Origin of the sequence: Lacticaseibacillus pantheris DSM 15945 = JCM 12539 = NBRC 106106 (genome assembly GCF_001311175.1) — a bacterium.
Lineage (GTDB): Bacteria > Bacillota > Bacilli > Lactobacillales > Lactobacillaceae > Lacticaseibacillus > Lacticaseibacillus pantheris.
This window is the reverse complement of sequence record NZ_BBAI01000002.1, coordinates 14489-35081: the sequence shown is the minus strand read 5'-3', so window position 1 is coordinate 35081 and position 20593 is coordinate 14489. Positions and strand designations below refer to the sequence as shown.

Here is a 20593-nt window from a genome sequence, read left to right as displayed (position 1 = left end):
CTACGCCTCTCGGTGCAACCGTAAACCCATGCCCAGACCGCCGCCAATACACAGTGCGGCAATACCCGTCGTCGCGTCGGCCTGTTGCAGGTCATGAATGAGCGTCGTCACAATGCGTGCGCCCGACGCGCCGAGCGGGTGGCCCAAAGCCACGGCCCCACCATTCACATTGACCCGCGCGTCATCTAAGCCCAGGTCCCGCACGACCGCAACACTTTGAGCCGCAAAGGCCTCGTTAATCTCGTAACGGTCGATTGCGTTCACCTGAACGTCAGCACGTTGCAACAGCTGCTTCACCACGTACTTAGGTGAGTAACCCATCAATTCGGGGTCGACGCCCACTTCCGCAAAGTCGTCAATCACGGCTTGGTAAGTCACCCCTAGCCTCTCAGCAGTCTCTTTGCTCATCAGCAGCATGGCGGATGCCCCGTCGTTCAATCCACTCGCATTGCCGGCAGTGACAGTACCGCCGTCCTGGAACGCTGGACGCAGACGGGCCAGCTTAGTTAAACTGGTATCAGGACGTGGTGCCTCGTCCGTCGTCACCACCACGTCACCCTTCTTCTGGTGCACGGTGACGGGCACGATTTCGGCCTCAAAGCGACCAGCCTCCTGTGCCGCGACGGCCTTTTGGTGGGATGCAAGGGCAAAGCTGTCCTGGTCCTCGCGGCTAATGTTGTACTGCGAGGCAACATTCTCCGCGGTAATACCATGTGGTGCCCGGAAAAGGCGTCCAGCAGGCCGTCTTTGAGTAGCCCATCAGTGAACTGGGCGTTACCTAAAACGTGCCCCCAACGCATCTGGGGCGCGTAAAACGGTACGTTACTCATGCTCTCGGTGCCACCAACAAGCACAACGTCCGCTTCACCCATTTGGATGGCGGCAGCTCCTAGGTGAATTGCCTGGAGCCCGGAACCACACACTTCGTTGACGGTCATCGCCGTGCTACTGTGGGCCATGCCGCTGTTCAACGCAACCTGGCGGGCCACATTCTGTCCGTTGTTGGCCTGATACACGTTACCAAAGATGGCGCGGTTAACTTGGTCTGGTTGGAGCCCAGCCCGATCAATGGCCGCTTGCGCCGCAACGACGCCTAATTCAACGGCACTCTTACTAGATAGTTCCCCGCCAAACTTACCGATAGGTGTGCGTACTGCACCCGCAATTACAACTTCTGTCATCTTATGCCACCATTCATTATTATTCGTTCAGACTTATAATGTTCCGTGATTTCTATTTTATCAGACCAAACTGGGCTAGCGTATATACTTTGCAAAGCCTTAAGGTTCTACGAAAGGAGCGCTCAGTATGCGCGTTATCGACCTACTAGCCTCATGCTGACCTCAACCAAAATACCACCATCTGGATGCATAGCGCGGAGCAACCGTTGCGGGTAACCGGCGTGGCCCCTACCGACCCCGATACCCCTGACCAGTTAGTGCTGACCACCGCGCCAGCACCAGCCCACGCCCTCAAGCGTTGGGAACTAATTATGTTGACGCAGGCACCCGCATTACGCCGGTGCACGGTGTACGCTCAGGTGGACGACCAGCTGGTGCCCATCTTCGGCTTTGCATTCCAGGACGGCGCAATCGTGTTGCACTAACTGGGCAGCCGCTTCATGAGCTTCCGCAACCCTTCCCGGTCAATCAGGGTTACCCCCAACTGGGTGGCCAAGTCATTGGCCGCGTCCGAGAAGGTGCTGTTGGTCAGCACCACCGCCTGGTCAAGCTGGTAGTACTCCTTGCCGCTCCAGACTTCCTGGACGGCGTGATTACCCACAAAGCCGTTGTAGCGTTTGCACTGCACCCCAAACTTAATACCCTTCTTGGTGGCAATTACGTCCACACCCTGATCACCGCTACCCTTGGTTTGCTGAATCCGCGTATACCCGTTGCGCTTCAGCAAGAACGCGCAGAAATTTTCAAACTCCAACCCGTCCATCGCGTCGACGTGCGCCATGGTGATGTCGCGAAACCGGAAATGGTGCCAGAACACCCATACGCCAACACTGACGGTAAACAGGCAAATCACCACAAAGGCGGTGGGATCACAAATAGCGTGCCAAGACTTTGGCACCATATCCCGAGCCCACAGACTGTATACCAACGCAACCACCATGAGTACCCACAATAACTGCACTAACCGGTGGAGTACCCGCTTCAATAACCCTAACATGTTTGTACCTCGTTTAGAGGGTGGAGCAAGGCGTTTAGAAAGCAGAGCCTAAGTAACTACCACCGAAAGGCCCGCACTTGGGCTTTTGGTGGTAGTTGCTTAGGCGGCGCTTTCTGCCTTGCGCAACCCGTTTCGTTACACTTAAGGTTAGCAGAATGTACGGTTTGCGGCCATGTGCACGTGCGATTTTTAATGGTTTCACTAACCAAATACACACCAAAACAGCCCCGGCAACCATCACTACGATACAAATCGTGACGGGAGCCGGGGCTGTGCTATTTTGATGATTACTTCTTCGGTGCCTTGGCACCCTTATCGTCGGCCAGCAGGCGCTTGCCGAGTTCTTCCAGGTATGGACGCAACTTGTCCTTCACCTCTGGGTGTGTCAGGCCGTACTCAATGGTAGTCTGGACGAAGCCAAACTTGTTACCTACGTCGTAACGGTCACCAGTAAACTCGTGGGCAAAGACGCGCTGGGTTTCGTTCAGCTTGTCGATGGCGTCAGTCAACTGAACTTCGCCACCCTTACCAGGCTTCAGGTTGTCCAGGATGCCAAAGATTTCTGGTGTCAGCAGGTAACGACCAATGATGGCCAAATCGCTAGGTGCATCCTCAACGGCCGGCTTTTCGACAAAACGGCTCACGTTGAACAGCCCAGGCTTAACCTCGTCGCTAGGGTCAATAACGCCGTACGCAGAAACCTCTTCGTGAGGAACGCGCTTAACGGCGAGAATGGAGCTGTGGGTGTCCTCGTACTCGTTAATCAATTGCTTGGTCAACGGTACCTTGTCACTCATCAAGTCGTCGCCAAGCATCACCACGAACGGCTCGTCAGCAACGAAGGACTTAGCCAAACGTACGGCATCGCCCAGACCATTCGGGTATGGCTGACGCACGAAGAACAGGTTCACACCGATGTCAGTCGTGGACTTAACCATGTCCAACAGGCGATCCTTGTGCTTAGCCGCCAAGTTTTGTTCCAGTTCCGGTGCGGAGTCAAAGTGGTCCTCGATGGAACGCTTCTGCTTGCCTTCAACAATCAGAATGTCCTCAATTCCGGAAGCTTGGCCTCCTCAACGATAAACTGAATGGTTGGCTTGTCCACGATGGGCAACATTTCTTTGGCCAATGCCTTAGTCGCCGGCAGGAAACGAGTACCCAAACCCGCAGCAGGAATAATTGCTTTACGAACTCTTTGCATATCTACTCTCCTTATGTACACCATGTCGATGAAAACGATTTGATAAATTAATCATACTCGATTGACCTGGGGTAAAACAAGGTTCTTCACTAAATCATCACCTATGAGGCCATGCTTTCATCACTTTCATTAACTATTAACCGCCGTCACGATGCCTGTCAACACACACAACAACTGCATCAGCACCGTTTTGGAAACAATGTTCTGCTAAACATGGCTGCAGGTTAGATTCAGAAAAAAAACGTGCTAACGGTCAATTTTAGAATTGCAAAAAAAATGGTCCAGCAGGCACCCCGACTTTGCGAGATCCCTGCTGGACCAATGATAAGTGTCAAATCCAATTGTTAGGACCGTCAACCAACATGCATGTTAAGCGTGGTGGTTAACTGGCTACGTGCTGCGCCACCTGATTAGGGTCGGACTCGTGCACGCATAAATTTAGTGGCTCAATCCCCACGGACGTCCAGGAAGCAAGCAAAGGCGCCACGTCAACCGTCGTATCAATTAGCGCGATGCCACAGTCGCCGCCACCGGCACCGGAGGATTTAGCCGCACCGCCGAACCGCTCGGCAATCTGCCGAAGCTGCAGTAGGACAGGCGTTTCAATTTCCACCCCGGAAAACTGGGTCAAATAGTTAAGTGCATCCTGATTATCGCGAATGCCCTGTTGAATGGCGGCCAGGTCGCCGGCACGGAACCCGGCAATAATCCGCTCAAGAATCGCATCACTTTGCTGTAAAAAATTCTGGTAATCAGTTTCTTTGTTGGTCGTGGTTTGCGAATCTGCAATCCGGTCAACGAGGTGAGCGGTTGAAGCCGGCGATCCGGTCCAACCAATCAGCAGCTGCATGTTGGCCGGAGCGGTCAACAGCTCAATATCCAATTGTGGCCAATCACGGTTTAACAATTCCGTGATGGTGTGCTGCCGGCGCGCGGCGGCTAACCACTGTTTGTCAAAGGAGCGATAGGCAACCCAACCACCGTAGACTGAAGCGGCAATGTCACCCAAGGAACCATTGCCCTGAACATCGAGGTGAGCAATGGCCGACAGTTTATAGACTTGGTCGGCCGTCATTTTTAGGCCGTAGAACTGATTTAACGCCTTGACCGTCGCGACGGTGACAGCAGCAGAGCTACCCAACCCATACTTTTTGCCGTCTTCAGAATCAAGGTCTGAGTCAACCTTTAAATCATACAACGCCAACGGGTGGCCCATCTCCCGCGCATACTTTTCGGTCAAACGGATTGCCGACAGGATGTAATGGAACGGGTTGTCACGGTCGTCAAAGACGATCTCGTCACCTACACGTTGCCAGTAAATCGAATTTTCTTGGTATTGTTTCGAAACGATACTGCCATAGCCGGTTGTTGCCCCAACTGAAACCGTCACAAACTGGTCAATCGCCACGACGATGGCCGGGTGTCCGGTTTCGACCACTGCATATTCCCCCGCAATGTACAATTTACCCGGCGCCTTTGCTGTTATCACTACCAGTTACCCCCACAAATATCAGATATGTATCCACGTTCGCCAGTATAGACCACTCGTGGTACTTTGAAATTTACATTTCCCGTATTTATCAATTCCTTAAAGTCAGACATACTGAACTATTTTATCATGGACAATTATTTTTGCAATGCGCACCCCCGTGGCTACTACATTGTTGGACAGTGGAGCCGGCAGCGTCGGTCGGACCGGGGAGCTGCGGCTTTCGTGGGGCACTCCATGGTAATCCACTGCTAGGGCGAAGGCTCCAACCCGCCAAGTGCGGGCGTGTTTCCGCCGCGATTTCTAGCCTGCCCGGAAAACCACCGGCCAGTCTAGAAATTCGTCGCGTTCTAATGGCTAAAGCCAATGGAGCTCTCGGACTGCTTCGCCATTCCTGCGAGAATCAGTCAGTAAGCGCTAAAGCGCAAACTGACTGTGTTCCCCGGCAGTGGTTACCATTCCGACCCCACACGCCTCCGCTCACCGACCCAACCGACGCGGCCTCACGCTACTGTGCCAACCACGTCTCCGTCCCGAAGTCCACCCACGGGTTCCCGATAGTTCGTAGTCTCTAGTTATTTGCCCCATACGTTATACAGCTAAATTAGTGAATGTTACAGGTTTCACCATTCTTGCAAACGTGCGGTATAGCATCGTCTAGATGCGATCTGCCATCTGACCTTTGGATTATGATAGACCTCTGAACGTAACAATGGCCATCTACAGTTGGTCGTACTGGCGTGGTGGTGGAGGTTGAGCGGCTGGTTCATGCGACCGCTGTATGCCCGTAGTTCTGTTGGAATTACTAACAGTTGGTGCTTTAGCGCCTACTGTTAGTTATGACTTACAGAATCAAATTGGCTAGACCGAGCTGGTTTTTGCTCGGGCTACGGCAATTCGCGGTAGCCCGGTACGGGCGAGAGCGTGAGGCTCACAGCACCGGTCGCATGAACCAGCCGCTCAACCGGAGCCACCGCGCCAGTACGACCAGCCACCGGTAGCGGCCACCGTGTAGAGGTCCACCACATCCCACGGAGCCAAACCGCCACCCCCTGCGCACACTTCGCAGGAGTTACTCCATTTGTTGGGTTCGTAAGCAGCTGGCCAGCCCTTACCAACAAAAATGGCGGTCAACGGGTTACGGTATGCCCAAGGTGTTTGGCCATGCCGCAACCCATTAACCAGCCCAAAAGGAGTGTGCCAATATGGCCCAAAAGTTTAGCAACGCCAGCGTAACCTTCACGCTGATTAACCCCCAGGATGCGGACGCCCAACCCGTCACGCACCGCATTGATTACCTGACAGAGAACGCTGATACACCCGCGCTCAGTACGCTGGGTGCAGCCTTCGCCGCCCTCTACCCAGAATTAGAATTGGCGGATATTAGCGTCAACGTTGAGTCCGCAGTCTCTGCGGATGCCACTACAACCGACGGTAATGACCAAACCACCGCCGGCAACAACCAATAACAGGAGGAACTGCCATGCGTAGCCTATCATTTACCTTTAAGACCGCTGCAAATAAGTCCAAAACTTTGCGCCTATCCGCCTATTCCGGTGATTTAAGCGCCGACGCCGCCCAGAAGTTCATGACCGCGTTGATTGATTCAGACCAGTTTTACCGCGAGGGTGTGAAGCAGTACGCAACACCAGTGTCCGCCCGGATGATTGATACCACGAGCGAAGACATCTGGGTAGCTGAACCCACCGCATAACCTAGGACTAAGTCGATAAGACAAGGACGCGCTCCGGCCAAATGGTCGGAGCGCGTTTTGCATCCATTGCCGCTCGCTCGGCTCTACTTCCGGTCCAAAACGAACTCGAACCGACCGCCTACATACTGCGTCCGCACATATTCAAACGGACGCCCATCCCCCAAAAAGGACACCTGCCGTAATCGCAGGATAGCATCCCCGCGCTTAACGTCAAGATACTTGGCAATCCGCTCGCTTGCCGTCACGGCAGAGACTTTTTGTTGTGCACCACCGAGTTTGTAGCCACCCTTGGTCTCCAGCACGTGGTACAGGGACCGCGTGACTTCGGATTTATTGAATCCCTGAATCAGGTCTAGCGGAATAGCCGCTACCTCAAAACAAATGGGCACCTCATCGCCATACCGGACACGCTCCATACGTAGCACCTGCTGACCGTCCTTGAGCCCCAACTGTTCAACCTCTGAGAGTGAGGGGTTAGTGATGTGGTAGCTCACCGTACGGCTGGACGGCCGCTTCCCCTGAGCCAGCATGACGTCCGTAAAACTGGTGACGCCGCTCATGCGCTCCTGCACCTTCTGGCTGGCAACAAACGTACCCGCACCAACGCGCCGCTCCAGGATACCCTCGTCGACTAACGTTTGAACGGCCTGACGCAAAGTCATGCGGGAAACCGAGAAGGTAACCGCCAACTCACGTTCAGCCGGAATGCGATCGCCGACCTGCCAGCGACCGTCCTCGATGTCTTTTTTTAATGCGGTTATGAATCTGAATATAAACTGGTGACTGCATTGTGTTATCCCCTATTCGCCCTTATCCATTGCAATAGTCGCGTCCAAGCCTGCCACGACAGCGTTCTTGAAGCCAGCCGCCTGCATTGCCAACATACCGCGGATAGTTGTACCACCCGGGCTAGCAACCGCATCGGCCAGGTCGGACGGCGACGAATCACGAGCGAGAACCAGCTCTGCACTACCCGCAACGGCCTGCGCGGCGATTTGTACGGCTACTTTTTTGGTCAAGCCATACTTAACCCCCACACTCGCCATTGCGTCGATAAACTCGTACACAAAGGCGGGGGAGGAGCCGGCCAGCCCCACAAAGGTGGCAAAGTCGTCCTCAGGTAGCTCCACGGTACCACCAATACGGGCCAGCAACCCCACCACACTGTTGGTGACATCGCTAGTTGCCGCCGCGGGGTTCGGGGCGTACGCAGTCATGCCTGCACCAATGGCGACGTTGAGGTTGGGCATGATGCGCAACATAGGTTGGGTGGAGCCAGCAATCTGGCGCAAACTAGCCAAATCAATTCCGGAAACCATGGAGACTAAGTAGGTCGGACTGGCCGTAAATGCTGAATGCACCTCAGTCAGTACGGCATCAACCATTTTGGGCTTGACAGCGAGAAAGACGACGTCACTGTTGGCCACTACTGCACTATTATCAGTCTCAATTTGCGCGCCCAGTGATTCTGCGTACGCCTGGTAATGCTCGAGGTGTCCGCTATGTAAATGGAGATCACTACCAGTAACTGCTTTGGCCGCAACCAAACCGTCAATAATGGCACGGGCCATGTTGCCCACACCGATAAACCCAATTTGCATAAAATTTCCTCCCACTAGGCATTAATACCTAGACCAATTATTATTAGACTAGCGAAAAACACCGGCACTGTCAACGGCCAGCATTAGTGTTGGCAATGACTGCCATTGATTTGGTCATTGATGGGTATTAACCATACCAAAAAGGGTACCCCTCCCGAAGGAAGAGTACCCTGAACGTACATAATGTACGGTAAATTACATGTTAACGTGAACACCAAAGCTTGGCTGGAAGTAACTGCTGATGGTTTGGATCTTAACCACGTCACCAGTCTGTGGTGCGGCAATGTACTGGTTGTTGCCAATGTAAATTGCGTCGTGGTAAGTAGCACCAGCGGCACCCCAGAAGACGATGTCCCCTGGCTGCAACTGACTAATTGAAACGCGGGTCCCGGCGCTCTCCTGAGCGACGGTGTAACCACCAACGTTCATACCAGCACCATTAGCAAAGGCGTAGTAAACCAAGCCGGAGCAATCAAACCCAGCTGGGGTCTTACCACCCCAAACGTACGGTACACCCAACTGTTGCTCAGCAACGTTGATCACAGCTTGGACCTTAGCGGCACGACTCGAAGACGTGTTCGTGGTCGTCGTTGTGGTTGTGTTGGTCGTCGTGCTTGCCGTGTTAGTCGTTGACGTCTGCGTTGCAGCGGCCTGCGAGCTAGCAGGAGCGGATGACGGCGTGGTGGCAGTCTGCTGGGTAGTGGCAACTGCGGAGCTAGCAGGAGTCGTGGATGCTGCGGTGTTCGCAGCCGCCTGACTTGCAGCAGCAGCTGAAGATGCGGCTGCGCTCGATGCAGCAGCTAGACTAGCAGCCTCGGCACTAGCGGCGGCACTGGAAGCAGCAGCAGATGACGCAGCAGCTTCAGAACTAGCAGCATAGTCAGTAGTGGTTGTGGTCGTCGTAGCTTCTTCACTAGCTGCGCTGCTAGTAGCGGACGAAACCGCGCTAGAGGCTACGCTGCTAGTAGCAGACGGTGTAGCAGAACTAGCGGCACTAGATGCTACGCTCGTCGCGGACAAAGTCAGCTGCTGGCCAACGAGAATGAAGTTCGGGTTGCTGATGTTGTTGGCAGCAACCAGTTGAGCAACGGTCACGCCGTTAGCACTGGCAATCGCGGAAAGCGTGTCACCGGCTTTGACCGTGTATGTACCCGTAGCGGATGAACCCTTAGCAGCTGCTTCAGTTGCCGTAGCGGCAGTGGAGGCCAACTGCAAAGTCTGACCTGGCAGAATGAAGTTAGCGTCGGCAATCTTGTTGTCACTAACCAACTTCTTCACCGTAGTGTTCTGGTCAACGGCAATCTGGCTTAGCGTGTCACCACTCTTAACGGTGTATGTCTTGTCAGTTGCGGCCGATACGTCCGCAGTCTTGCTGACACTAGCGGCACCAAAGGCCGTCAAGCCCAGGGCACTAAGTGTTGCCACTGAGAGTAGGTTTTTCTTGACGCTGTTAGCTTTAGTCATAAATTATGTCCTCCTAGATATTTTTGCAACTTTTTAAAAAAACAATATTTACTCTTTAACGATTATGGCAATGATAACGCGGCCACGTTACAGGCATGTTACAGAACCCGGGACGAAAAATTACACTCTCGTCACATGTTTCTAAACTTTGTTGCAACTGTGACACTATCGTGAACATACCACCCAACAACTGTTCCGCAATAGCGGCATTTATGCTACCAGCAAAGGTGACGAAAACGCCGATACGTGGTCACGTACCGGCGCTAAACGTCGTGATGGGGGATCTAGGATTCGAACCTAGGAACCCGAAGGAACGGTTTTACAGACCGTCGCGTTTAGCCTCTTCGCTAATCCCCCAATACCTATGCTATTTTGCAAGGAACAAAAACATTCTAACGAATTCCTTAAGGTAGTGTCAACGTTATTCGATTATTTTATGGTCCATCTGGTCAATCTTAAACTTTGACCGCTACAAATCAATCACCGTGAGGCTATTTTGCCACTCCGTCATGAAATCATCCGTAACCCACTCGGCACGTCGCTTGGTGCCATAACCCACTGGACGGTGGTAAAAGGTCGTGCTGCCAATCGTTCGCGGTTCATCCCGCCGGTGCCAGTGACCAAACGCAGCCGCATCAACGTGAAATTCTTGTAACAATTCACCCATCCGCTGACTCCCGAGCATTGCCGCCAGCTTTTCACCTTTGGGGTCGCGTAACATGGCCGGTGGCAGTAGCCGCACTTCCGGCACAAAATGGCTTACAAATAGAACCTTCTGCCCGGTTTGCACGTGTGCGCGTAAAAAGATCCGCATATAACCCAATTCGTGTTCCATGCGTTCCTGGTCACTCCCTGGCTGATCAATGGTACTGTCCACCCAGAACGCCTTTTTCCAGTGCCAATAATACTCCGGATGAATAACTGCATCGGGGCCCACAAAGCTGTAATCATACCAGCCGTTATTTCCCACAATCACCGTTTCTGGCGAAGCTGGCGGTACAAACGAACGCTCATGGAGGTAAAGTGGATCCTGCAATCCCTGAATGGTCTTATAGTCAGCTCCCCGCAGCATGTCGTGGTTACCCGCTAAAAAAACGCACATCAAAACTATCACCCGCAACCGACTGGAGCGTGTGAAAATACTTGCGGGTCTTCCGAAAGTCATTGTATGTATCCCCAGTGTTCACGTAGAGGGCTACACCCTGCTCACGCAAATAACGCACCTGGGGCGCCACCACGTCATCAGCGTTTACGTGATTAATATCAAAGTGGTTGTCAGAACTAATCGCGATGCGCAAGTAACTCACCCTACCCTTAATCCAGCAATGTATATTTGTAATTATACCCTTTCAAAACAAAGATATTAATCCTTATCACCGCTAAGTGCGAAATTCCTCCCTCAAAAGTGAGACAGCATCAAATTTACAAGCATCATCCCCAACTTTTCAAAAAAACCATTCCACGCAAAAAGGGTGATACTAACCACCATAACGCTGGTCAGTATCACCCCTCCGTGACAAGCTTTACATTTAGTTAACGCCGGCCATCAGCCGCTCAACTCGCGGCGTAATGAACAACAGCAGGACGGCTAGAACCACGGAAGCAATCCCGATACCAGCAAAGTACCAGAATTCCGTTTGCACCGTGTAGAGCTTAACCACCTGCGCATTGATGGCCTGGGCGGCCGAATCGGCCAGGAACCACATACTCATCATCTGCGACTTGAACGCCTTTGGTGCCAGCTTCGTAGTCACGGACAACCCGACTGGCGAGATCAGCATCTCGGCAATCTCAACGATGGCCCACGACAGCACTAGCCATAACGGCGAAACGCGCGCGGACGTCCCGAACAGCCCAACCGGAATCATCATGGCAAAGTAGCTCAGACCCGCAAAGATCAGTCCGTAGACATACTTCTTCGGGCTGCTAGGTTGCTTTTTGCCCATGTGGACCCACAGCCAAGCAAAGAACGGTGTGTACACGACGATGAACAGCGGGTTCAAGCTCTGGAACCAGCTGGCCGGGATGTGGAAGCTCCCCAGAGTCAGCTGGGTTTGGTTCTGTGCGAATAACGCCAAAACGGTGGAACCCTGTTCCTCAATTGCCCAGAAGAATACCGCAGCAATGAACAGCGGAATGTAGGAAATCACCCGAGACCGCTCGATCTTGGTCACCTTTTTGCTACGAATGATGGTCACAAAGTACCAAATAGGAATCAGGATGGCGATCATCGTAATTAGGTTCACGACGCCATCACCGGTCAGCGTCCCCGTCACACCCATAGCAACCAGAATGATGACCAAAACGGCAATCAGACCAGCAACTTTCCAGAGCAACGGGCGCAACTCGTCTGGCTGAATTGGGTCGGGTGCCTGGAAATCTTCTTTATTGAGGTACTTATTACCATCAATAATGTAGATAATCAGGCCGATAAACATCCCGAACGCAGCAATTGAAAAGCCGAGGTGGTAGTTAACCTCCTGGCGCAGCCACCCCACGATAATGGGTGACAGGAAACTACCGAGGTTAATGCCCATAACCAGCAGGCTAAACCCACTGTCACGGCGCATATCGTCCTTGCCGTATAGGCCACCAACCATTTCGGAAATATTTGGCTTCAGCATCCCCGTCCCAATCACAATCAGGATAATGGCGATGATCAAAGCCGGAACCCCGGCCGGGACGGCTAGGGCAATGTGCCCAAACATGATGAAGATACCACCAACAAAGACCGTGCGGTGTCCACCCCATAGTCGGTCAGCGACAAAGCCACCGAGCACACTACTCATGTACACCAGTGACCCATAAATGGAAACGATGGATGCTGCCAGCACGGCGTTCATTGCCAACCCGCCGTGTTCCAGCGAGGCAATCATGTAGTACAACAGGATGGCACGCATCCCGTAGTAACTGAACCGTTCCCAGAATTCAGTAAATGCTAACGTGGCGAGGCCACGCGGTTGACCAAAGAATGCATGGTCAACATCTCGCTTGCTCTTGCTCAAGGTATGATCCTCCAATGCTAATTAATCCGGTATTACCCGGAGTTGAATTCAAATAGCGAATGGAAACATTTTATACTCTTATAAAAATGCATACAAACAAAAATTATATATTACCTTGTTTTTAGAAAAAGCAGTGAGCTTATAGTGGCATGACGTTAGATTAGCGTTAATTTAACGTTAGTAGTCAACATTATTCACGTTACATAAAAATGTATTTTTCGTGTATGACTATTCGGTACAATCGCGATATGACGGGAATAATCGCGGCGACGTCTAGTGTGCGTGAACAATTGCCATCGAACTGTAAACAGCGACACGTGTTCATTCCGGACGCAATAAATGAAGCGACACGTGGACGATACTCATAAACGCTCATTTAGCGCTCACGCACCAACGATTGGATCCACAATAACGTTGACGTCAAACAACTTCTATAAGAATGTTCAGCAGATCTAGTATGTACAAAGGAACATCATTAATGGTGACTGTTCTTGCATGCAAAAATGCGGTTTTACAGGCTACCAGGCCCCGTGTAAACTACTAGCATTTCAAGGTTAGCCGTGTGGATATTCTATTTAGAGGTGAACGCTATTGCGCTCCCGCGTTAGCTTTGCTTATGGAAACGAGTTGCTCCCCGCAGAAACTTGCGCGTAACCCGCTACGGCAATGAAGCCAAACCCGGGCTTCACCGCCGTAGCAAGTTACGCTCCAGTTTCTAAACGCGGGGCTCCACTCTCTAAACGAGTTGCGCAGACCAGAAAGCGACGTATAAGCTACTAGCACCAAAAGGCCAAGTGCGGGCCTTTCAATGCTAGTAACTTATACTCTGCTTTCTAACCGGCCTGCTCCACTCTCTAAAAAAAAGCCCCACGCTGACTAATCAACGTGGAGCCTTAACTGTTGGCGGGAATGACCCGCAAAATGCCATCTACTGGAATCGAACCAGCGACCTTCTCTTTACGAGGGAGATGCTCTACCGACTGAGCTAAGATGGCATGATGACCCGTACGGGATTTGAACCCATGTTACCGCCGTGAAAGGGCGGTGTCTTAACCACTTGACCAACGGGCCATCTAAGCAACAAAATAGATTATACGGAGTCACTGCGTTGTTGTCCAGCCCCTTTGCCCACATTTTCACCAAAAAAAGTTTTTCGAAGGGAGAAAATTATGCGTATTGCAATTATCGGGGCCACCGGCCATGCCGGCACCGCCCTCGTTCACGAAGCGGAGCGCCGCGGCCACGAGGTCACCGGCTTTGTGCGTCACCCAGAACGTGCCGTTGTTTTGGGGGACAACACCAACGCCCGCATTGTGAAGGCTGATGCCTTTACCCTAACCGCGCCCGTGCTGACCCGCTTCGATGTAGTGATTGACGCCTTCAGCACCAGTCCAGACCACGCCTACTTACACGTCGACTTAGCCACCCACCTGATTGCGCAGCTCCGGAACATCACCACCACACGGGTTGCCTTCATTTTGGGCGCGGGTAGTCTGCAACACCCTGACGGCGGCACCGTCCTCAGCAAAATGGAGCAAAATCCTGAGCTGGCTGGCATCATCAACACACCGCGCCAGCAGGCTGCCGAACTCGACTTTCTGCGCCACGTCAGCAACGTCAACTGGGTGGGCATCTCCCCGTCCATGACCTTTGCGCCTGGTCCGGCAACGGATTACGTGGCGGGCAAAGACACTTTGCTGGTCGATACACAAGGACGTTCACACCTCACTAGTGGTAATCTGGCGCTTGCACTCATGGATGAAATTGAGCAGCCACGGCACACCCAGGAACGCTTCACCGCCCGTGATGCTGAATAATGCAAGCATTTTTATCGGTTAATGACTAGGCTTTTGATACCGGGTTAGGTTATACTGATACGGAATAATCAGGAAATGAAGTGTAACCTATGGACTATCGAATTGGCGATATTGTCACGGGTAAGGTTACCGGTATTCAAGCGTACGGCGTGTTTATTGCGCTCGACCCACACACACAGGGACTGATTCACATTTCTGAGTGTCGCCACGGCTTTGTTAAGGGCCTGGAAGACATGTTTCACATTGGTGAGCAACTAGAGGTCATTATTCTCGACATCGATGAGTACAGCGGTAAGATTAGCCTTTCGCTGCGCGCCCTACAAAACCCAGGCCCATTGAGTGAGCACCGGCGCCGTAAACACTACTGGACGAGCCGCAAGGTGCATAACGGCTTTAAACCCATCGCCGACAGACTAGACGGCTGGGTCCGCGAAGCACTGCACCGCATTGACCAGGAGTAATATCCGGGAACCAACCCACAAACACCGCACAATCTGCGGCGGTTTTTGTGGTTAACGGATAGCTACTCGGCCGTAATAATATCAACCCGATCCAGAGTCACGTCCTCCAGCGGCTTATCAGCGTTGTTAGTCTTCACACCGGCGATACTGTCCACTACGCCCATGCCCGTCATGACCTGACCAAAGACGGTGTGGTGGTGATCCAACACGGTGTACCGCCCGCTTCCAGGTAGCGTTGAGCAATTTCCTCTGGGTAGCCGGCAGCGCGCATCTCACCAGCAAAGCGCTGGTCGAGGTGCTGGTTCTGCACGATAAAGAACTGGCTGCCGTTAGTGTGTGGACCAGCATTAGCCATTGATAGCGCGCCACGCACGTTGAACAGCTCATTACTAAATTCGTCCTCGAACGGTTCGCCAAAGGCACTTTCGCCACCCATACCGGTACCGGTTGGGTCGCCGCCTTGGACCATAAAGTCCGGAATAACCCGGTGGAAAATCAGGCCGTTGTAGTAACCCTGTTCCGCTAGTTTGGTGAAGTTTTCGACGGTTCTAGGTGCCTGGTCTGGAAACAGTGCAATCCGCACCACCCCAAAGTTGGTGGTCATCTCGGCAATTGGTCCTTGATAATTCTCTAAGTCTAATTGTGGTAAAGTCATGTTTATTCCCCCTAATTTCTTAACCGCTTTGCGCCCGTATATCATACCCGAAAACGCCGGCTACGGCTAGGGCGAAGACTGGGCGGGTACGAACGCGCGGGTGGCCTTTGGGACGGAGGCTTACGTGCCCTACGCCGTAGGTTGCTACGGTGGTGGCTGACGGCAGCGTTGGCCGAACCGGTGAGCTACGGCTTACGTGGGGTACTCCATGGTAATCCACTGCTAGGGCGAAGGCTGCAACTCGCCAAGTGCGGGCGAGTTTCCGCCGCGATTTCAAGCCTGCCCGGAAAACCACCGGCCGATCTTGGAATTTGTCGCGTTCTAACGGCTAAAGCCGTAAGAACGTTACACCCCGGCAGTGGTTACCATTCCGACCCCACACGCCTCCGCCCACCGGTCCGACCGACGCGGCCTCCTGCTACTTGTGCCCGCACATGAGGCCTCCGTGCCAAAGGCCACCCGCGGGTTCCCGATAGTTCGTGGTCTCTAATCTCATGAGCCTAATCCTATACCAATACGTTACCTGACCGAACGCGTACCAGAATAAACTCCAGTAATCACGCGAATATGCACTACAGATTTGTCTGGGGCTGTTCTACTATTTCAATTAGGGCTGTAAACTCCTTCGTAAACATAAGGATCAACATCTAACGTTGGTCGTACTAGCGTGGTCGCGGAGACCAGCCGCTCAACCGGAGCCACCACGCCAGTACGACCAGCCAATAGCAGCAATCACCGTTCCAGTCGGCTCAGCCCACCGACCAATTCACCCTGCTATGAACCCCACAATATTTTTAGCAACAAACAATCGGCTATCTTAATGTCGTGACCATAACTTTGATATCAGTGCCAGATTTACTAACAATCAGGGCAAATAATCACACTCTAAGGAACTGCAATTATCACAATGGATGGTAAACCAATGATGAAGTTGGTACGTGGTGGTGTAGGCAAATAGGCTTAATCCGTGGCGGCTGTATACCCGTAGTTCTGTTGGAGCGAAGCGACGTACAGAATCAAATGATGGAAATCGAGCGGTTTTTGCTCGAGTTACATCATTCGCGGGAGGCCGGTACGGCCGGAGCGTGAGGCTCTCAGCTCCGACCACGGATTAAGCCCTATTTGCCGGAACCACCACGTACCAACATCCCCACCATTTCGTAAGCACTAACTAAAAGTATGGGGAAAAACTAGCGGCGCGCGCAGATAGTGTGTACACTGGTCAGGTATATAGAAAGGATAATGATCATGTTACATCAATACGAATTAACCATTATCGGCGGCGGCCCCGCAGGCATGTTCGCGGCTTTTTACGCCAGCATGCGTGGAGCGGACGTTTTACTAGTAGAAAGCACGGGCGAACTTGGCGGCCAGCCGGCAACCCAGTACCCACAAAAAAATGATTTACGATATTGCCGGCATTGACGGTATTAACGGTGTGGACCTAACGGCGCGTTTAAGCGCGCAGATGGATCACTTCCACCCCAAAGTCCGGTTTGATACGCGTGTTGATGGCATCATTCCCGCCACGGATAGCAACCTAGATATCGATTGGATCAAAGTCGATGCAGACACACCGACGTCTGCGGCTAATCCTCACGGCTATGTGTTGCAAACGAATCACGAGCCGATTGCCACGCAGACCGTGCTGATTGCCACAGGTGGCGGCGCCTTTGCCCCTAGGCGTCTGGCCGTTGACTACCCCACCGACTGGGACGGCGACCGCATCATCTACACGGTGCGCGACCTGGCAGCCTTGCAGGGCCAAGATATTGCAATTGCGGGGGCGGTGATTCCGCAATCGACTGGGCCCTAGCACTGGTCGACCAGGCATCATCCGTACACCTCATTCACCGACGCAACAGTTTCGTGGACTAGAGAGCAGCGTTGCCCAGTTGCAACAAAGTGCCGTGGCCATCCACACCCCCTTTGTCATTAATGCACTGGACACCACAGCAACCGGCAAACTCGCCATCGACCTGCGCCCCATCCACGGTGACCAACACGAGCAGCTGGTGGTCGACCGTCTCCTGGTCAACTACGGCTTTGCTAGCGACAATAAGCAGCTACGGCGCTGGGACCTGAGCCTGGAACACAACCAGGTTGCGGTCGACCGTCTATACCAGACGTCGCGCCCCGGAGTGTTTGCAATCGGGGATGTTGTCACTTATCCCGGCAAAGTTAAACTGATTGCGAACGCATTCGGTGAGGCACCCATCGCGGTGGACGCCGCCCTCCGGACCATTCATCCGGACCTCCGCCAGCCGCCACACTCTGCAGCGGTCATTGGCCAGTAGTAGCGGGTAATCGACTGGCGGGTAGGCCCCCCAACCACGCGACCACGGACTGAAATCACCCCATCCCAGCCGCTCTTACCAAAACTTAACTCCCTCCGCCACCAAACTTCGTGTACAATCAGATGGTAGTATCAAATCTGGGAGGAAAAAAAATGTCAACACTCATTGATTTCGTGATTCACATTGACGCGCACCTCGTAAACATCGTCAACCAATTCGGCGGTTGGACTTACGCCATCCTGTTTGCCATCATCTTTATCGAAACAGGGGCCATCATCCTGCCGTTCTTGCCCGGCGATTCGCTGCTATTTGCCGCTAGCGCCCTTGCCGCCAACTCGGTCTATCACCTCAATATTTGGCTCTTCGTCTTCCTTTTTTTTGGCGGCCTGCATCCTTGGTGATTCGTTGAATTTCCACGTGGCTAAGGCTTAGGCAAAGCCGCCGTGAATAGTAAGTTCTTTGGCCGTTTTATCAACGAGGAAAAATTGCACGAGGCGGAAGGTTTGTTCGACCGTATGGGTGGATTTACCATCACGATTGCCCGCTTCATGCCCATCATCCGCACCTTCATCCCCTTTGTCGCGGGTAGCTCGACTATGGCCTACCGGCGTTTTCTACCGTACAACCTACTAGGAGCGGTCTCCTGGGTGACACTTTGCTGCGCTGCAGGATTCTGGTTTGGTAACTACCCTGTCGTCAAGGAGCACTTTAGCCTTGTCGTGATTGGGATTATCATCGTTTCACTAATCCCGATGATGGTGTCCGCGATTCGCGGTGCACGCCACAAAGCTGCAAATTAATTCAACAATCAATAAAGTAAATGACCAGGATGCCACCCGTTGAGCGGATAGCATCCTGGTCATTTTAATTACTGTTTTGGTTCGTCGTCATCATCATTCAAGTTATGCACTTCTCGTCGCGGTCCCTGCGAGTAGTCGCCATCGTCCCGCCAGCCCGGATCGTCATTCCTTGGCCCGGGGCGGTCTTGATGACGTCCGCCACCCGTTAGACTAGTTATCAGCCAAACGATTAACATCACCACCAGTAACGGTAACGCAATAAACTCAATGAGAAACCAGGCCACGCTCGCAAAAATACTGATAATTGCCGCAACTATGATGAAGATAATAATTGCCGCTAAACAGCCAAGAATTGGCATCGTCGTCCCTCCTAATTATCAAAGATTAATATATCCCCAGCACCCGTGCTCAGTGACAGGTTACCCGACTTTTCGCCCGAGCGGTTAAGGTCAACTTGACGGGCGTTTTCCGGGTTTGGTACGTCATGCGCCTGAAAGACTAGCCGGCCAAATTGGTCTGCACGTGACCCGTAAGTGCGGCGTTGCGCGGTAGGCTGACACCAACGTTGCCGTTCACTGAGGCTCCCGTAATGGACTCGACCGGCGCATTCATATCCGCTCGCGCTACGCCGTTGACCGTCTGAAAGCGGAGTGCGTTGACCGTACCAATGACCGTTAAATCACCATTGACTGTGCTCATCACGGCATCTTGTGCCGCTAAATCACGAACGCTGATATCACCGTTCACGTTTTCCACTTCAAACATACTGGCCTTTAATGACCGCACCCGCAAATTGCCGTTCGCTAACTTGACGTAAAAATCCTGACCGGAGATTTCATCAAATGCCACGTCACCATTCAGTACTTGGGTATCAAAGTGGTCGTACTCACGCCGCGGCAACCGCACGTCCAGGTCAACCGTAATGCGCTTGTCCGGCACGCGGAACGACAGGCTGTCACCGTCGGCATGAATCACGCTCCGATCAGCCAATATCTGTGCTGGGTCACCATCGTTCCGACCATAGACCCGCACATCAGCCGTGATGTGTACCCCCGGCTCATCCCACGTACGGTAGTGTACCGAACCGTTAGCAACCTCAAAGGCCAACACGCTAGCAGTACAATCGGCAAAGTCAAAGGTTTTAGTCCCACGCCGGTTCTGACCACCCGGGAGGCGCCGTGCAACGTCGTGCCAGTCGACGTTGTCAATTACATCACGCATCGACCGCCGAAAAAGGTAACGTAACGGTCGCTTGCCGACAGTGGCCTGCTCTTCGTCACGTTCATCAGATGATGATGGTGTACCAGCCGCACCTTTGTTAGGGGTCCGCGTTTCCTCAGCCCGTAAAACGGCCTGCTCATTATGCTGCCGGACCCGGGCCGCCGTCGTCATGGTGGTTGCATCATCGCCATGCCAGTCGACCACAATGGTCCGTCCAGAACGGCCCGTCACGCCACCCTGCTTTGCAATATCCTCAAGTAACGTCAGGCCCTCTGCGCTGGAAATTACACCGCGCTTAATGAGGTCAATGATGCGCTCCCGGTCATTCATATGCGTACCCCCAAACTGAACTAAACCACACTTTATGATGTCTATATTATTGCATGTAGGGGTGAATTGGTGCATGGGTCCTAAGGCCGAGATTGCGGAATTGTTTATTTTTTTAGAGGAAAGTAACGTTTTGGGATCGGCACCTTTACGGCGTTATTATCGCTGGCGGTGAATGCTACCGGACTCTCGCGTTATCCGTGCTTATTGAAATGAGCTGCGCAAGCCAGAAAGCGACATATAAGACACCAGCACCAAAAGACCAAGTTCGGGCCTTTCGGTGCTGGTGTCTTATACTCTGCTTTCTAAACGGCCTGCTCCGCTCTCTAAAAAAAAGAGGACCCGACCTAGTCGCGTCCCCCG

14 protein-coding genes, 3 tRNA genes and 6 pseudogenes are annotated in these 20593 nt (G+C 52.8%); 7 read left to right on the top strand and 16 right to left on the bottom strand.

Features of this window, described 5'->3' with window-relative positions:
- Positions 1-1181: pseudogene (locus JCM12539_RS01250) on the bottom strand (thiolase family protein).
- 206 nt (positions 1182-1387) lie between these two features.
- Here JCM12539_RS01250 and JCM12539_RS01245 point away from each other — a divergent pair.
- Complete coding sequence (locus tag JCM12539_RS01245; RefSeq protein WP_054648630.1) at positions 1388-1606, top strand: hypothetical protein; 219 nt, start codon at positions 1388-1390, stop codon at positions 1604-1606.
- Here the strand turns inward: JCM12539_RS01245 and JCM12539_RS01240 are convergent.
- From JCM12539_RS01240 to JCM12539_RS01230, 3 genes and pseudogenes are all read right to left on the bottom strand, one after another.
- The gene (locus tag JCM12539_RS01240) at positions 1603-2166 is read right to left on the bottom strand and encodes a restriction endonuclease (RefSeq protein WP_173585382.1); all 564 of its coding nucleotides are present in this window, start codon (positions 2164-2166) and stop codon (positions 1603-1605) included. The genes JCM12539_RS01245 and JCM12539_RS01240 overlap by 4 nt on opposite strands.
- Positions 2167-2465: 299 nt before the next feature.
- Positions 2466-3379 (bottom strand): annotated as a pseudogene (galU, locus tag JCM12539_RS01235) (UTP--glucose-1-phosphate uridylyltransferase GalU).
- Between the two features lie 382 nt (positions 3380-3761).
- Positions 3762-4868 carry a phosphomevalonate kinase gene (locus JCM12539_RS01230; RefSeq protein ID WP_054648626.1) on the bottom strand — a complete coding sequence of 369 codons (1107 nt, stop codon included), beginning with the start codon at positions 4866-4868 and terminating at the stop codon, positions 3762-3764.
- Positions 4869-6073: 1205 nt separating this feature from the next.
- Between JCM12539_RS01230 and JCM12539_RS01225 the strand changes: the two genes are divergently transcribed.
- Complete coding sequence (locus JCM12539_RS01225) at positions 6074-6337, top strand: hypothetical protein (RefSeq protein WP_054648624.1); 264 nt, start codon at positions 6074-6076, stop codon at positions 6335-6337.
- Positions 6338-6351: 14 nt separating this feature from the next.
- Positions 6352-6582: a DUF2922 domain-containing protein gene (locus JCM12539_RS01220; protein ID WP_054648621.1), complete on the top strand. Its 231-nt coding sequence runs from the start codon at positions 6352-6354 to the stop codon at positions 6580-6582.
- Between the two features lie 83 nt (positions 6583-6665).
- Here JCM12539_RS01220 and JCM12539_RS01215 read toward each other — a convergent pair.
- The 9 genes and pseudogenes from JCM12539_RS01215 to JCM12539_RS01175 form a co-directional block, all read right to left on the bottom strand.
- Positions 6666-7371, bottom strand: a pseudogene (locus JCM12539_RS01215) (GntR family transcriptional regulator).
- Between the two features lie 11 nt (positions 7372-7382).
- The gene (gene proC, locus JCM12539_RS01210; RefSeq protein WP_054648619.1) at positions 7383-8183 is read right to left on the bottom strand and encodes a pyrroline-5-carboxylate reductase; all 801 of its coding nucleotides are present in this window, start codon (positions 8181-8183) and stop codon (positions 7383-7385) included.
- A gap of 195 nt (positions 8184-8378) precedes the next feature.
- Positions 8379-9647, bottom strand: a complete 1269-nt coding sequence (locus JCM12539_RS01205; protein WP_054648617.1) for a C40 family peptidase — start codon at positions 9645-9647, stop codon at positions 8379-8381.
- Between the two features lie 276 nt (positions 9648-9923).
- A tRNA-Tyr gene (locus JCM12539_RS01200) sits at positions 9924-10004 on the bottom strand.
- A 112-nt stretch (positions 10005-10116) separates the two neighbouring features.
- A complete protein-coding gene (locus tag JCM12539_RS01195) occupies positions 10117-10749 on the bottom strand; it encodes a metallophosphoesterase family protein (RefSeq protein ID WP_162203974.1) in 633 nt (210 codons plus the stop codon).
- Positions 10727-10945, bottom strand: a complete 219-nt coding sequence (locus JCM12539_RS12980; RefSeq protein ID WP_054648613.1) for a metallophosphoesterase family protein — start codon at positions 10943-10945, stop codon at positions 10727-10729. Before JCM12539_RS12980 ends, JCM12539_RS01195 begins: the two co-directional genes overlap by 23 nt.
- A gap of 231 nt (positions 10946-11176) precedes the next feature.
- The gene (locus JCM12539_RS01185; RefSeq protein WP_054648611.1) at positions 11177-12652 is read right to left on the bottom strand and encodes a peptide MFS transporter; all 1476 of its coding nucleotides are present in this window, start codon (positions 12650-12652) and stop codon (positions 11177-11179) included.
- A gap of 922 nt (positions 12653-13574) precedes the next feature.
- Positions 13575-13647: transfer RNA gene (locus JCM12539_RS01180), tRNA-Thr, on the bottom strand.
- Between the two features lie 4 nt (positions 13648-13651).
- A tRNA-Glu gene (locus tag JCM12539_RS01175) sits at positions 13652-13723 on the bottom strand.
- A gap of 98 nt (positions 13724-13821) precedes the next feature.
- On the opposite strand from JCM12539_RS01175, the gene JCM12539_RS01170 reads away from it, so the two are divergent.
- Together JCM12539_RS01170 and JCM12539_RS01165 are read left to right on the top strand one after the other, a co-directional pair.
- A complete protein-coding gene (locus JCM12539_RS01170) occupies positions 13822-14469 on the top strand; it encodes an NAD(P)-dependent oxidoreductase (protein ID WP_054648609.1) in 648 nt (215 codons plus the stop codon).
- 89 nt (positions 14470-14558) lie between these two features.
- Entirely contained in the window at positions 14559-14930 is a 372-nt protein-coding gene (locus tag JCM12539_RS01165) for a CvfD/Ygs/GSP13 family RNA-binding post-transcriptional regulator (RefSeq protein WP_054648607.1), read from the top strand.
- A gap of 62 nt (positions 14931-14992) precedes the next feature.
- Here JCM12539_RS01165 and JCM12539_RS14920 read toward each other — a convergent pair.
- A pseudogene (locus JCM12539_RS14920) lies at positions 14993-15585 on the bottom strand (peptidylprolyl isomerase).
- A gap of 1242 nt (positions 15586-16827) precedes the next feature.
- Here JCM12539_RS14920 and JCM12539_RS14965 point away from each other — a divergent pair.
- Both JCM12539_RS14965 and JCM12539_RS01145 read left to right on the top strand, forming a co-directional pair.
- Positions 16828-17882: pseudogene (locus JCM12539_RS14965) on the top strand (NAD(P)/FAD-dependent oxidoreductase).
- A 152-nt stretch (positions 17883-18034) separates the two neighbouring features.
- A pseudogene (locus JCM12539_RS01145) lies at positions 18035-18682 on the top strand (VTT domain-containing protein).
- Between the two features lie 68 nt (positions 18683-18750).
- Here the strand turns inward: JCM12539_RS01145 and JCM12539_RS01140 are convergent.
- Positions 18751-19041, bottom strand: a complete 291-nt coding sequence (locus JCM12539_RS01140) for a hypothetical protein (protein WP_054648601.1) — start codon at positions 19039-19041, stop codon at positions 18751-18753.
- A 139-nt stretch (positions 19042-19180) separates the two neighbouring features.
- Entirely contained in the window at positions 19181-20233 is a 1053-nt protein-coding gene (locus tag JCM12539_RS01135) for a DUF4097 family beta strand repeat-containing protein (protein ID WP_054648599.1), read from the bottom strand.
- Positions 20234-20593: the final 360 nt, after the last annotated feature.